The organism is Achromobacter marplatensis (assembly GCF_049060505.1).
In the GTDB taxonomy this organism is placed as follows: domain Bacteria; phylum Pseudomonadota; class Gammaproteobacteria; order Burkholderiales; family Burkholderiaceae_B; genus Achromobacter; species Achromobacter marplatensis_A.
Genome location: NZ_JBMGRB010000001.1, coordinates 589,798 through 602,934 on the forward strand (window position 1 = coordinate 589,798; position 13,137 = coordinate 602,934).

A 13,137-nucleotide genomic window follows, 5' to 3' on the forward strand; every position below is an offset into this window, starting at 1 on the left:
ATGTCGCTAGCCACGCTAGAAAATCGCCTGGATCATCACTTCGGTGATGCAGGCTTGTTGGAACAGGCACTGACGCATCGCAGTCACGGTGCGCGCCACAACGAGCGCTTGGAATTCCTTGGGGATTCGGTGTTGAATTTCGTTGTTGCGGCCATGCTGTTCGAGCGGTTTTCCAAAATCGACGAAGGCGATCTGTCGCGGCTGCGGGCGAACCTGGTCAAACAGGCGTCGCTGGCGGATATCGCGCAGCGTCTGGAACTGTCGCAATACCTGCGCCTGGGCGAAGGTGAATTGAAGAGCGGCGGGTTCCGCCGGCCATCCATTCTTGCGGATACCGTCGAGGCGCTGTTCGGCGCCGTCTTCCTGGACGCGGGCTTTGACGCCGCGCGCCGCGTGATCGTGCGCCAGTACCAGCCGGTGCTGGCGTCGGTCGACCCTAAAACGCTGGGCAAGGACGCCAAGACCTTGCTGCAGGAATTCCTGCAAGGCCGCAAGCTGGCGCTGCCGTTGTATACGGTGGTGGCCACCCATGGCGCGGCCCACAGCCAGCAGTTCGAAGTCGAGTGCGCCATCCCGGCGCTCGAGATCAAGGTTATGGCGCCCGGCGCCAGCCGCCGCGCCGCCGAGCAATCGGCGGCCAAGCTGGCGTTGGAGGCCGCGCTGGCCATCAGCCCGGCAACCAAGGCTGCCCGCAAGTCGGGCAAGGCGCGCAAAACCGCGCAATTGTCGCTGCCCGTGGCAGTGGCTCAAGAGACTAAATGAGCGATACCCCTTTTCGTACTGGCTTCGTTGCCATCGTTGGCCGTCCCAATGTGGGCAAGTCCACGCTGACGAACGCCCTGATCGGTTCCAAGATCTCCATCGTGTCGCGCAAGGCGCAGACCACGCGCCACCGCATCCATGGCGTGCTGACGCGCGAACACGAGCAGTTCGTGTTTGTCGACACCCCGGGATTCCAGACGCGCCACGGCGGTGCCATGAACCGCATGATGAACCGCGTCGTGACGCAGGCGTTGGCCGACGTCGACGTGGTGGTGCATGTGGTGGAGGCCGGCAAATGGTCGGAAGGCGACGCCAAGCTGTTGCCGCTGTTGCCCAACCCCGAGCGCACGATCCTGGTGGTGTCCAAGATCGACGCGCTGAAGAACCGCGACGACCTGTTCGCCTTCGTCGCCAAGATCATGGCGCTGCATCCGTTCGGCGCCGTGGTGCCTGTCAGCGCCACGAAGAACCACCAGCTGGACCAACTGTTGCAAGAGATCGCGACGCGCCTGCCGGAAGGCGAGGCGATGTTCGAAGAAGATACCCTGACCGACCGCCCCATGCGCTTCATCGCCGCCGAACTGGTGCGCGAGAAGATCTTCCGCCTGGTGGGCGACGAACTGCCCTATGGCTGTACCGTCGTCATCGAGCAATGGGAAGAGACCAGCAAGGGCGCCAGCATCAACGCCTGCGTCGTCGTCGAACGCGACAGCCACAAGCCCATCTTGTTGGGCACGGGCGGCATGCACATGAAGCGTATTGCCACGGAGGCGCGGCAGGACATCGCCAAGCTGCTGGACAAGCCGGTTCACCTTGAGGTGTATATCAAGGTGCGCAAGGGCTGGTCCGACCGCGAGAGTGCGCTCCGCGATTTGGGCTATGAGTAGACGGGCGCCTCGCGTCCAGGATCGCCCGGGGTTCATGTTGCATGCCACCGCGTGGCGTGAAACTTCCCTTATTGTTCAGACGTTCTCCCGCGATCATGGCTGCGTAGCCATGGTCGCCAAGGGCGCCAAGCGCCCTTATTCCGTCCTGCGTCCCGTGTTGTCGGCCTTTCAGCCCTTGCTGCTGTCCTGGACCGGCAACGGCGAAGTCAAGACCCTGACCCGCGCCGAGATCGCCGGCATCCGTCCGCTGACGGGCACGGCCCTGATGTCCGCCTGGTACATGAACGAACTGCTCTTGCGCCTGTTGCCGCGCGAGGACGCCCACCCCTTGCTGTTCGACGCCTATGACATGGCGCTGCAGCAACTGTCCAACGGCACCCGAGCCGCCGGCGCGCTGCGCCGCTTCGAATGGACCTTGCTGCGCGAAACCGGCTACGGCGTGGATGAAGACGCCCCGGACTTCGAAGACCCTGTGATCGAACCGGCGCTGCGCCGCGACCTGCGTGAACGCCTGGCCGAGATTCTGGCTGGCCGTCCGCTGTCCACCCGGCGCGTGCTGATGGACCTGCAACGCATCTAAGCGCGTCGCGCGCCGCCCATGACCTTCACGCTCAAACAGGTCGAAACCTTTCGCACCGTCTACGAGACGGAAAGCGTGACCGCGGCCGCTCGGCGGCTGGACGTGTCGCCCGCAACGGTTAGCGCGACCCTGGCCGCGCTGGAAGCCAGTATCGAATTGCGGTTGTTCGAGCGCGTGCGCCAGCGCATGCAGCGCACGCCCGAGGCCACGTTGCTGTATGAAGAAATCCGCCGTTTGAATGTCGGACTGGATAGCCTGGGCCGCAAGATCCGCGCGATTCGTGGCGCGGCGCAACCGCGTCTGCGCATCGGGTGCATTCATGCGTACAGCGGAGCCGTGGTCAGCGACGCGATTTCGCGTTTCCGCACGCGCTATCCGGACACGCCTCTGTATCTGCAGATCCGCGATTCCAATACCTTGCGCGACATGGTGGTATCTGGCGAACTGGACCTGGCCGTGGTGGCCGACGAGTCAGAGCTGGAAGGGCTGCGCGGCCATCGGCTGGCCAGCTTACGGGCGGTGGCGGTCTTTCCGACGGGGCACGCGCTGGCACGATTGGGTACCGTTGATTTTTCGCACTTGGCTGGTCTGGACGTGATCGCCCTGAATGCCGAGGACGGCTCCCGCAAGCGGCTGGATTCGCTGCTGAGCCAGGCGCAGCAGACCTTGAGGGTGGCGATCGAAACGCCGTATTCCAGCACCGTATGCCAATTGGCGCTGGCCGGGCATGGCGTCGGTATCGCCAACCCCGCGACGGCCGTCGGCATGGAGGCAGCGGGCCTGTGCTATCGCCCGCTGACGGCATCCGTGCATTTCGAATGCCACATGATCCTTCACGGAAGCCGGCCGCTGTCCGAAGCCGGCAAGTTCTGGGCGACGTGCCTGCGCGGCGCATTGGCCCCGCTGGTGGACCGCTTCGGCGTCTAGGGCGCCGAAGCGGCGCGCGGAGATCAGCCTCGGCGTCCGTCGGACGTTACGATCAGCACCACCGAGGATTCGGCATCCAGCACGCCGGAACGCCTGAGCCGGGACACGGCCGCCAGGGCTGCGGCGGAAGACAGTTCAGTGCTGATTCCCCTGCGTTCGAGCCGCTGCTGCGCTTGGGCCGCGGCAGCATCGGAAACCTCCACAGGCGTTCCGCCCGAGCGCGACAAGGCTTCCAGCGATTGCAGCGTGCAGGTGCCCCCCGCGATGGAGTACTGGTCCGTGACGCCCTCCCACAAGCCGCGCGCGTCGCCCGCCGCACGGGCCTGTGACAAGCGGGGATACGGCTCGACCGCGTGCAGGCGGGGCAGACGCGTGATGCGTCCGCGCTGCAGCAAGTGTTGCCAGCCCAGGAATATGCCCCACAGCAGGTCGCCCCGCGCCGTCGGCACGATGATGTCGGTGGGCGTGCCGCAGGCATCCAGGATTTCCTGGGCGATGGGTTTGTAGCCTTCCACGCCATAGGGATGCGTGCCGACCGGAGGATTCAGGTAGTTGGTGCCGGCGAATGCGCCATGGTTGCGGCACAGGTCCGACACGTAGGGCCAGCGGGCCAGGCTATCTTCGAAGGCGCTGAGCTTGGCGCCGAACCGTTGCATGGCCTCGCGCTGCAGCGGGGGGCAATTGCGGGTGATGGCGATATCGGCCTGCAGGCCGGCGGCCGCGCAGTAGGCGGCAAGCGAGACGCCGGCATTGCCGCTGGAGGCCGCCGCCACGCGGGTCGCGCCCGCCAGTCGGGCGCGCGACACCAACTGCGCCGCCATGCGGTCCTTGTGGCTGCCGGTGGGGTTGGCGCTTTCGTACTTGAGCCAAAGCTGGCCGATGCCTTCGGCGCGCGCCAGATCCGTGGCTTCCAGATGGGGCGTGGCCCCTTCGCCCAGTGTGATGGGGGCCAACACCGGCAAGGGAATGGTGCTGTCCGCGTCGCAGGCGTCGTAGCCGCATTCCAGGGTGGCGGGGTGTCCCGCCGCCAGGCAACTTGGGCAGCCTTCGGGGTAGTCGTCGGGCTGCCACAGGCTCGCGCAGCGGATGCAGCGCAGGCCGGACAATCTGGGGTTCATTTGCATGGGTCAATACTTCGAGGCAAGGGAGTCCAGGGGAAGGGCGGGGGCGACTTGCAGCAAGCAGTCGCCATCGTCGCTGCGGGCAATGGCGCGCAGGCAGACGACCGTGCCTGCTTGGGGGCTCTGCAGGTTCCGCAGGGGCGTGTCGGGGCGGGCCGGTTCGATCAGGCGGCCGATGAAATGGCCGGCCGTGATTGATTGTCCCAATTCAACGGCAGGCACGAATACACCGGCTTCGCGCGTGCGCAACGTGGCGGCAGGTGCGTCCAGATCATAGAGGCGAACTTCCGGGTCACGGGGCACCGGCAGGTCGGATAGCAGCCCAAGTTCCGCCAGGCATCCCAGCAAGCCGTCACGACACCGATCGGCAAGGCGGCCGCTGGTTTCCCTGCCGCCGCCGATCTCGGCGCTCAGGCGTAGCACGCCATGGCGGCTGGCTGCGGCGGGCAGGGAGCCCGCTTCGGTGCCCCGGAAGAACACGCAATGCGGCAGGCCGAAGGCACGCGCCAGGGCGGGAAGCCGCTCGTCGTAGGCATCGTCGCCGTAGCGGGTGATCACCGATGAGGGCAGGTAGCGCAGTGACGCACCGCCGCTATGCACATCGACCATGGCTTGTATGCGGGGCAGCAGCCGTGCCTCCAGCGCGGCCGCCACGCTTTCGGTGTAGCCGCGCGCCGGCGCGCCCAGGAAGGCGCGGTTCAAGTTGCCGCCGTCCGCCGGTGACAGACGCGTGCCGGCCAGCGAGGCTTCGGCGTTCACGGCGGGTAGCAGATAGACGGTGCCGCGTTCCAGAATGGCCGGCAGGTGGTGCCATAAATCGAGGATGGCCGCCTGGCCTTCCCATTCGTCGCCATGCACGCCGGCGATCAGGGCAACGGCAGGGCCGGGCCCCGCATCGATCCGCAGCACGGGGACGGTGATACGGCGGTAAGCGGATTCATTGGTTGCGGCGGCAACGGAGAAATCCTCGCGGGTTACGCGGACCATGCGGCGGCTCCGGTCTGGGCGGGCGCGCGCTTCAATCCAGCGTGGCGGCCTTGATGATGCTCTCCCATTTGGGCAGCTCCTTGCGAATCTGGGTTTGAACGTCCTGGGGCGTGCCGCCCAGGGGTTCCTGGGAACGGCTGCGCAGTTCCTTCTCGACATTCGGTGAACGCAGCGCCTGATTCAGCGCGGTGTTCAGGCGGGCGACGGCCGCAGGCGGCGTGCCCGCGGGCGCGATCAGCGCGCTCCAGGCCGACTGTTCGTAATCGGGATAGCCTTGTTCGGCCACCGTGGGCACATCGGGATTGGAGGCGGCGCGGGACTTGGTCGTGACGGCGAGCGCGCGCAGGCGCCCGTCTTTCAGGTTGCCGATCAAGGGCGGCAGATTTTCCATCATGGCGTCGACATGGCCGCCAAGCAGATCGGACAGCTGCGCGGCCGTCGCCTTATAGGGAATCTGGCGCACGGCGGCGCCGGTCTGGGCAATGAACAGCTTCACGCCGACTTCGCTGGTGGTGCCGGGGTCCGCCGACGTCATGGTCAGGCGATCAGGTTGGGCGCGGCTGGCGTCGATGAAGCTCTTCAGGTCCTGGTAGGGCGAGGCGGTGTTGACGACGATGACGTTCGGAGTTTCCGCTACCAGGCCGATGGGCGTCACGTCTCGGTCCAGGTCATAAAGCTGCTGCTTGAACAGGAACCGGTGCAGCACCAGCGTGCCAACATGGGCATAGCCGATGGTGTAGCCATCGGCCAGGGCGCGCACTACGGCTTGTGTGCCGATGCGGCCGCCCGCGCCGACACGGTTCTCGATCACCACGGGCTGGCCGAGCTGGCGGCTCATTTCCTGCCCGATCAGGCGCGCGGTGATATCCGCATTGCCGCCCGCGGCGGCCGGCACGATCAACGTGATGGCGCGCGCCGGATAGTCGGCGTGCGCGGATGCCGCGGCAAGGCAAAGCGACAGGGCGGCAAGGCAGGCAGTGCGTTTCATGGCGATTCCCAAGGCGGTGAGAGCTGCGCCATTGTGCGGCGGCAGTACCGGGAATCCGTTTGCCTTGATCAGATGGGTATTCGGAAAAACCTAACGGTCTTCGGTCTTGCGGGCGTCGGCCTGTTTCCCCAGGGCGTGGCCTACGGCCGCCGCGCCCAACGCGACCGCCGCGCCCAGCAGCGCGATCAGCGAGGCGCCATGCCCAAGCATGTCGACGCCCGCCTTGACCCAGCCGCTGGCCGCGTCGCCGCCGCGGTACACCACGGTGTCGATGACGCTCTTGGTCTTGTATTTGTCTTCGGGCGGGACCGCCGTGAACAGCATCTCGCGCCCCGGCCGGATCAGCGCATATTCGCCGGCCCGCCGCAGGATCATCGCGGCGGCCAGCACGCCGAAGACGGGAAACGCGGCCAGCGCCAGGAACGACACGCCCACGGCCAACGGCACCGCCGTCAACAGGAAGCGCAGGCCCAGGCGCGCGGCGACCCGGCCGGTGATGAAAACCTGGGACAACAGCGCCAGCGTCTGGACGGTGAAGTCCAGGGCGCTGAAGACGCGGATGCGCTGGGCGGTGTCGGGAAACGTATCGGCCACCAGGCGAGCCTGCTCCATGTACAGAAAGGTGTTCAACGTGGCCAGGAGGACGACCAGGAGCGAAATGCCCAGCAGGAACCGCGAGCGGAAGATGCGCGAGATGCCGGCCAGGACGGATCCCGCGATGGGACGCTGCATGTCTTCCGGGCCGGTGTCCGCCCGCGTGGCCGCGCGCCACCGCAGCAGCCACTGTTTAAGCGGCAGCGTCGCCGTCAGCATCAGGGCGGACAGCAGAAGCAGCCCGGCCGGACCCAGCGCGCCCGCCAGCAGGGCGCCTAGCAGCGGGCCGCAGAGTCCCCCCGCGCTGGCTCCGGCAGCGATCAGCGCAAACAGGCGCTTGGCTGACTCCATGCGGAACACGTCGGCCATCAGGCTCCAGGCGATGGAAACCACGAACAGATTGAACACCGACAGCCATACGTAAAACGCACGGGCGGCCCAGACGCTGTCGGGCCGTAAGTAGAGCAGGGTGGCGAACCCCACCATGGTCAGCGCGAACAGGCTGTAGACCCAGGTGAGCAGGGTGGCGCGCGGCACGCGGGCCGATAGCCAGCCGAACAGCGGCACCACGGCCAGCGTAGCGACGAAGGTGGCCGTGAACAGCCATTGCAGCTGATTCACGCCCGCCTGGATGCCCAGGGTTTCGCGGATCGGGCGCAGCATGAAATAGCCGCAGAACAGAAAGAAGAAAAAGGCGAAGCCGCAAGCGGCGGGCGCGATTTCCTCTTCGTGTATGCCCAGCGCCCGTGCCGCGCGTGCGCGCAGAGAGGTAGGGGCGGCGGCCATGGCGCTATGCCAGCAAGGCGGCAATGCGTTCGCGCAAGGCGGCATCCGGTTGCCGACCGAACCCGGCCAGCGCATTGTCGGCCATGTTGGCGGGTTTGGACGTGGCCGGGATGACGGCGGTGACGGCCGGATGACCGATGATGAACTTCAGGAAAATCTGTGCCCAGCTGGTGCAGCCGATGTCGGCGGCAAGTCCGGGCAGGGCACGGCCCTTCACCTGGCGGAACAGGGCGCCGTCCTGGAACGGACGGTTGATCAGCACGGCGACGCCGTTGGCCTGGCAGGCGGGTAGCAGTCGTTTTTCGGCATTGCGGGCGCCAACAGACAGATTGACCTGAAGGAAGTCGGGCTTTTCGCGTTCAACCAGTTCGGTCAATTCGTCGTGTGCATGGTCGGTGTAATGCGTGATGCCGATGTAGCGCGTGACGCCTTGCTGTTTCAGTTCGCGCAGTAACGCCAATTGGTTGCGGGTGTCGATCAGGTTATGCACCTGGATCAGGTCCAGCTTGTCGCTGCCCAGCTGCTTTTGCGATTGCCGCACCTGGTTCATGGCGGATTCGCGGCCTTGCGCGCCGATCTTGGTCGCCAGGAAGTACCGGTTACGCATGCCGTCTTGACGCGCCAGCAGCGTGCCGACAACGGCTTCCGCCTGGCCGTAGCTGGGGGCGGTATCGATCAGGAAACCGCCTTCTTTACTGAAGATCTCCAGCACCTGCGCCAGCGGCTCCATGGCGGCAGTGTCGCCAGGCGAGACGTTGAAGGTGTCCGCAGTGCCCAGGCCAATGACGGGAATCGGGTCGCCCGAAGCGGGGATGGCGCGGCTTAGCATGGCTTGTTTGACGCTGAGCGCACGCGCCGTCCCGGCGGATCCCAGCAATGCGGCGCAGGCGGCGGTCTGAAGAAAACGGCGGCGATCGTGCATGGCGAAGGGGCGCTCCAAAGAAAAAAGGCCTACACGCGAATGCAGGCCTTTTGCAGGGGTCTTTCGACCAGTGTTTACTCGCGGTTGCCGCCGAAGATGCCCAGCAGCATCAGCAGGTTCGAGAAGACGTTATAGACGTCCAGGTAGATGGCCAGCGTGGCGGACACGTAGTTGGTTTCGCCGCCGTTGACCACGCGTTGCAAGTCAACCAGCATGAAGGCCGAGAAGATCAGGATGGCCATGACCGAGATGGTCAGCATCAGCGCGGGCATCTGCAGGAAGATGTTGGCCAGGGCCGCCACCAGGATCACCACGGCGCCGATGAACAGGAACTTCTGCATCCCGGACAAATCGCGCTTGATGGTCGTGGCCAGCGTGGCCATCGTGCCGAACACGATCGCCGTGCCGCCGAAGGCGGTCATGACCAGCTGCGAGCCGTTGCTGAAGCCCATGACGAAGCCGAGCAGGCGCGACAGCATCACGCCCATGAAGAACGTGAAGGCCAGCAGCAGCACGACGCCCAGCGAGTTGTTCTTGTTCTTCTCGATGGCGAACATCAGGCCGAACGCGCCCACCAGGAACACGATGGCGGACAGGCCGGGGCTGGCGCCCATGACGCGGTTGATGCCGGTGTAGAGGCCGACGGCGGCGCCCAGGACCGTGGGGATCAGCGACAGCGCCAACAGCCAATAAGTGTTGCGCAGGACCTGGTTGCGAGCGACCTCGCCCGGCGCGCCGGCAACTGCGCCGGAACGGTTAAAAGGGGACGGACGATATTCGTTCATGGAGAACTCCTGTGTACGGCAAAAATAATGATTGCCTAGAAGGCTTAGATGGGAAGGATACCTTACAGTTCCCTGAAGAATCCAGTTTTTGGAAGATTTAGACCGGTCGCCGGATACCCGCCAGCGGCCGGTTCAACCCGGCCGAACATCCCTGAGCACACGGGTAACGATACCCGGTAATTCGGCGTCCATGCGGGTTTGGATGTGCGCAATCGCCTCGGCCAGCGCCTGGCGCATCAATTGCTCGACCTCGGCCTGCAGGCGGGCCGTCAGCACCGTGGCGTCGGGCAAGGCGGCGTGGGTGGCTTCGGCTTGCGCTTGCGCGTCGGCTTCGGCCTCCTGCGCGTGGGCGACCTCGGTCAGCAACGGAAATCCGTCGTCGGCAAATGCCGGCCCGGCGCCGTCGCCGTCGCCATCGGCGCGCTCCGTCAACAGGGGCGCATCCGCCTCGTCGGCGGCCGGCGGGTAGAGCGTGGGCTCGGCCCGCTGGGTCAGGGTAGGGATGCCGGGGTCGTTGGGGCGAGTAGGCATGGGGGCTTCCGAATATCGATGGGCGGGCGGCAAAGGCCCGCCGGGGCGGGTAGGGCGGTCAGTCGCCAGACGGCTGGCGGCTCAGGTCGTGGCTGACCGGCGTATGGCCGGCATTCTGGTAGACGCGCCAGCGTTGGCGCGCGGCCTGCTTGTCGTCGGGGTCTTCCGACACGATTTCAAGCAGGCGCTCGAAGGTGTCGAAGCCCGGCGGGCAGTCAGTGTCCAGATTCAGCAGCCACAGCGGTGGGGCGTCGCCGCCCGCCGCCGGCTGGGCCGCCTGCGCGGCTTGCTGCGGGTCGCCGGCCGTCAGCACCACCGGCGTCTCGGACGCCAGCGGGTCATTGGCCAGCACATGCGGCACGAATGACGTGTCGTCGAATGCCCATAGCATGCGGTCGAACGCCGCCAGGCGGGAGCCATCCCTACAGTACACCACCAGTCGTTGGCCTGCCAGGAAGCGCTTGCGCACCACCTGGCAAGCCATGCGCAGGCGGTCGGGCGCGCCGAAGGCGAAGTCGATCCGCGTCATGCCCGGTTCCGTTGCAGTCGTTTCAAGCCTGGTCCAGCAGGTACTGCATCAGCAGGGGGACGGGGCGGCCGGTGGCGCCCTTGTCCTTGCCGCCGCGCCAGGCGGTGCCGGCGATGTCCAGGTGGGCCCAGGGGTAGGCTTTGGCGAACCGCGACAGGAAGCAGGCCGCGGTAACGGCGCCAGCCGGGGGGCCGCCGATGTTGGCCAGGTCGGCGAAGTTGGACTTCAGCTGTTCCTGGTAGGCGTCGTCCATCGGCATGCGCCATGCGGTGTCCAGCGACTGGCGGCCGGCGGCGGCCAGCGCCTCGGCCAGGGCGTCATCCTTGGAGAACAGGCCGCTGTTGACGTTGCCCAGCGCCACGACGCAAGCGCCGGTCAGCGTGGCGATGTCGATGACGGCGGACGGCTTGAAGCGTTCAGCGTAGGTCAGGGCGTCGCACAGGACCAGGCGGCCCTCGGCGTCGGTGTTCAAGATCTCGATGGTCAGGCCGGCCATGCTGGTGACGACGTCGCCCGGCTTGTTGGCCGTGCCGCTAGGCAGGTTCTCGCAAGCCGGGATCAGGCCGACGACATCCAGCGGCAGTTCGAGTTCGGCCAGGGCGCGGAACGAACCCAGCACACTGGCGGCGCCGCACATGTCGTACTTCATTTCGTCCATGGTGGCGGCGGGCTTGAGCGAGATGCCGCCGGCGTCGAACGTGATGCCCTTGCCGACCAGCACGATCGGGCCCTGGGCGGACTTGGCGCCCTTCTTGGCCGAAGCCTTGGCGCCTGCGTGGCGCAGCACGATGAATCGCAGAGGTTCCGCGGAACCGCGGGCCACCGACAGGAACGAACCCATGCCCAGGGCCTCGACCTGCTTCTTGTCCAGCACTTCAACCTTTAGCGACTTGAATTCGCGGGCCAGGCGCTTGGCCGTGTCGGCCAGGTAGGTAGGGGTGCAAATATTGCCGGGCAGGTTGCCCAGCGTGCGGGTCAAGTCCATGCCGTTGGCAATGGCGCTGCCTTCGCGCAAGCCCTTCTGGGCCTGGGCCGCATCGGCGCGCTCGACGATCTGGACGATTTTCTTCAATTTGGGGCGGGCGTCGCGGTCGGGCTTGCCGAAGCTGGCGTCGTAGTGATACGTGGCGTTGCCGGCCGCGATGGCGGCGCTGCGGGCGCGGGCGATGACGGCCACGTCCGCGAGCGGGTTGGCGACCAGCGTGGACACGCCTTCGGCCAGTTGGGCGGCGACGCAGACCGACGCGAATGCCTGTTCGGCCGACGCGTGGGCGCGGGCCGAGTATTCGTCCTGTTTGCCCAGACCCACCAGCACCACGCGCTGCGCGGTCACGCCAGGCAGCGCGCGCAACGTCAGCGTGGAACCGGCGCGTCCGCGGAACTCGGTCTTGACCACCGCGCGCACGGCGCCATTGGAGGCGCGGTCGATGATGTCGGCGGCGGGGCTCAACACGCCATCCGCGTAGACGCCGACAGCCAGGGCGGCGGTTTTGACTTGGTGCAGGGAAGCAGTGGTCTGTGTGCTAAATTCCATGAGGGTTTCCCGTGTGCGTCTGTGTATGATGCGGTCGATTATCCCGCATATTCTCCCATGTCTCTATTTAAACGCTCTGTCGTCAGCGAGATCACCAGTCACGCTGGCGTTGTCTTTTCCACGTTGCTCGTCGTGTGGCTCAGCGTGCTTCTCGTGCGCCTGCTCGGTGAAGCGGCGGGCGGCAACATCGGAGCGGACGTCGTGCTGGTGCTGGCCGCACTGTCGACCATCACCGCCCTGCCGACCATTCTTGCCGTCTCCGTGTTCATCGCGGTCTTGACGACGGTGACGCGCAACTACCGCGAATCCGAAATGGTGGTGTGGTTTGCCAGCGGCCTGTCGCTGGCCGACTGGCTTCGGCCCGTGCTGCGGGTGGCCATCCCCATCGCCTTGGCGGTCGCGGGTCTGACGCTGGTTGCCGCGCCCTGGGCGTACCGCCAGATCGGCGAATACCACGAACGCTTCGAGCAGCGCTCGGACCTGTCCAAGGTCACGGCCGGACAGTTCGCGGAATCGTCCGGCGGCAACCGCGTGTTCTTTTCCGAAGACCCCGCCACGCCCTCCGACGAGCTTGGCAATGTGTTCGCGCGCGAAATCGGGCCTGAATGGCTGAGCGTGCTGACCGCCAGCAGCGCGCACAGCGAAACGCTGCCCAATGGCGACCGCTTCCTGGTGCTGGGCGAAGGCCATCGCTATGACCTGAAGCCGGGCACGCCCGAGATCCGGCTGGTGCACTTCGACAAGTACGGCCTGCGCCTGGAAAGCAAGGCCGGCGAAGACCCCATGGGCGAAGCGCGGGCCGCCGCCGAGCGTTCGGCCAAGGCCCGCACCACGATGCAATTGATGGCGGACAACACCGACAGCAGCTGGTCGCAGGTGATGTGGCGGGTGTCGCTGCCGCTGGCCGCGCTGAACCTGGCGCTGCTTGCCATTCCGCTGGGGGCGGTGAACCCGCGCCTGGGGCGTTCCGGCGACCTGCTGATCGCGGGCTTGGTCGGGCTGTTGTATATGAACCTGATCAACCTGTCGCGCGCCTGGATTTCCAACGGCAAGCTCAGCTTCGGGGTAGGGGTGTGGGCGATCCACGGGGCGGTGGCCCTGCTGACCGTGTTCCTGCTCATGCGGCGCCTTAAGGTGAAGGCGCCCAAGAACACCGCCCCGGCGTAACGCCAGGAGGGCCTTAGTGGCCCTCCGTTCAATTTGG

The 13,137-nt window shown here is 66.3% G+C and carries 14 protein-coding genes; 5 read left to right on the top strand and 9 right to left on the bottom strand.

The features are described 5' to 3' along the window. The 4 genes from rnc to ACI0FO_RS02655 are packed head-to-tail and all read left to right on the top strand — an operon-like array spanning window position 1 to window position 3,156. Window positions 1-762: a ribonuclease III gene (gene rnc, locus ACI0FO_RS02640; protein WP_105555094.1), complete on the top strand. Its 762-nt coding sequence runs from the start codon at window positions 1-3 to the stop codon at window positions 760-762. Next, window positions 759-1,649, top strand: a complete 891-nt coding sequence (gene era / locus ACI0FO_RS02645) for a GTPase Era (protein ID WP_105555093.1) — start codon at window positions 759-761, stop codon at window positions 1,647-1,649. The genes rnc and era overlap by 4 nt, the downstream gene beginning before the upstream one ends. Further along, entirely contained in the window at window positions 1,642-2,229 is a 588-nt protein-coding gene (gene recO, locus ACI0FO_RS02650; protein WP_310032924.1) for a DNA repair protein RecO, read from the top strand. Before era ends, recO begins: the two co-directional genes overlap by 8 nt. An 18-nt stretch (window positions 2,230-2,247) precedes the next feature. Then, window positions 2,248-3,156: a LysR family transcriptional regulator gene (locus ACI0FO_RS02655; RefSeq protein ID WP_416023921.1), complete on the top strand. Its 909-nt coding sequence runs from the start codon at window positions 2,248-2,250 to the stop codon at window positions 3,154-3,156. 23 nt (window positions 3,157-3,179) lie between these two features. Here ACI0FO_RS02655 and ACI0FO_RS02660 read toward each other — a convergent pair whose 3' ends face one another. The 9 genes from ACI0FO_RS02660 to ACI0FO_RS02700 form a co-directional block, all read right to left on the bottom strand. Further along, the gene (locus ACI0FO_RS02660; protein ID WP_416023922.1) at window positions 3,180-4,280 is read right to left on the bottom strand and encodes a pyridoxal-phosphate dependent enzyme; all 1,101 of its coding nucleotides are present in this window, start codon (window positions 4,278-4,280) and stop codon (window positions 3,180-3,182) included. Window positions 4,281-4,283: 3 nt separating this feature from the next. Then, the gene (locus ACI0FO_RS02665; protein WP_416023924.1) at window positions 4,284-5,264 is read right to left on the bottom strand and encodes a succinylglutamate desuccinylase/aspartoacylase family protein; all 981 of its coding nucleotides are present in this window, start codon (window positions 5,262-5,264) and stop codon (window positions 4,284-4,286) included. Between the two features lie 31 nt (window positions 5,265-5,295). Beyond that, complete coding sequence (locus ACI0FO_RS02670; protein WP_416023925.1) at window positions 5,296-6,252, bottom strand: Bug family tripartite tricarboxylate transporter substrate binding protein; 957 nt, start codon at window positions 6,250-6,252, stop codon at window positions 5,296-5,298. A gap of 90 nt (window positions 6,253-6,342) precedes the next feature. Next, complete coding sequence (locus ACI0FO_RS02675) at window positions 6,343-7,632, bottom strand: NTP/NDP exchange transporter (protein ID WP_416023927.1); 1,290 nt, start codon at window positions 7,630-7,632, stop codon at window positions 6,343-6,345. A 4-nt stretch (window positions 7,633-7,636) separates the two neighbouring features. After that, a complete protein-coding gene (locus ACI0FO_RS02680; RefSeq protein WP_416023929.1) occupies window positions 7,637-8,554 on the bottom strand; it encodes an aldo/keto reductase in 918 nt (305 codons plus the stop codon). A gap of 74 nt (window positions 8,555-8,628) precedes the next feature. Continuing rightward, a complete protein-coding gene (locus tag ACI0FO_RS02685; RefSeq protein ID WP_105555085.1) occupies window positions 8,629-9,339 on the bottom strand; it encodes a Bax inhibitor-1/YccA family protein in 711 nt (236 codons plus the stop codon). 132 nt (window positions 9,340-9,471) lie between these two features. Next, a complete protein-coding gene (locus ACI0FO_RS02690; RefSeq protein ID WP_416023930.1) occupies window positions 9,472-9,870 on the bottom strand; it encodes a hypothetical protein in 399 nt (132 codons plus the stop codon). A gap of 58 nt (window positions 9,871-9,928) precedes the next feature. Then, window positions 9,929-10,399, bottom strand: coding sequence for a DNA polymerase III subunit chi (locus ACI0FO_RS02695; RefSeq protein ID WP_416023932.1), 471 nt, complete (start codon window positions 10,397-10,399; stop codon window positions 9,929-9,931). 22 nt (window positions 10,400-10,421) lie between these two features. Continuing rightward, window positions 10,422-11,933, bottom strand: coding sequence for a leucyl aminopeptidase (locus ACI0FO_RS02700; RefSeq protein ID WP_416023934.1), 1,512 nt, complete (start codon window positions 11,931-11,933; stop codon window positions 10,422-10,424). 57 nt (window positions 11,934-11,990) lie between these two features. Here ACI0FO_RS02700 and lptF point away from each other — a divergent pair, with 57 nt between their 5' ends. After that, window positions 11,991-13,100, top strand: a complete 1,110-nt coding sequence (lptF, locus tag ACI0FO_RS02705) for an LPS export ABC transporter permease LptF (protein WP_416023935.1) — start codon at window positions 11,991-11,993, stop codon at window positions 13,098-13,100. The last annotated feature ends 37 nt before the right edge of the window (window positions 13,101-13,137 follow it).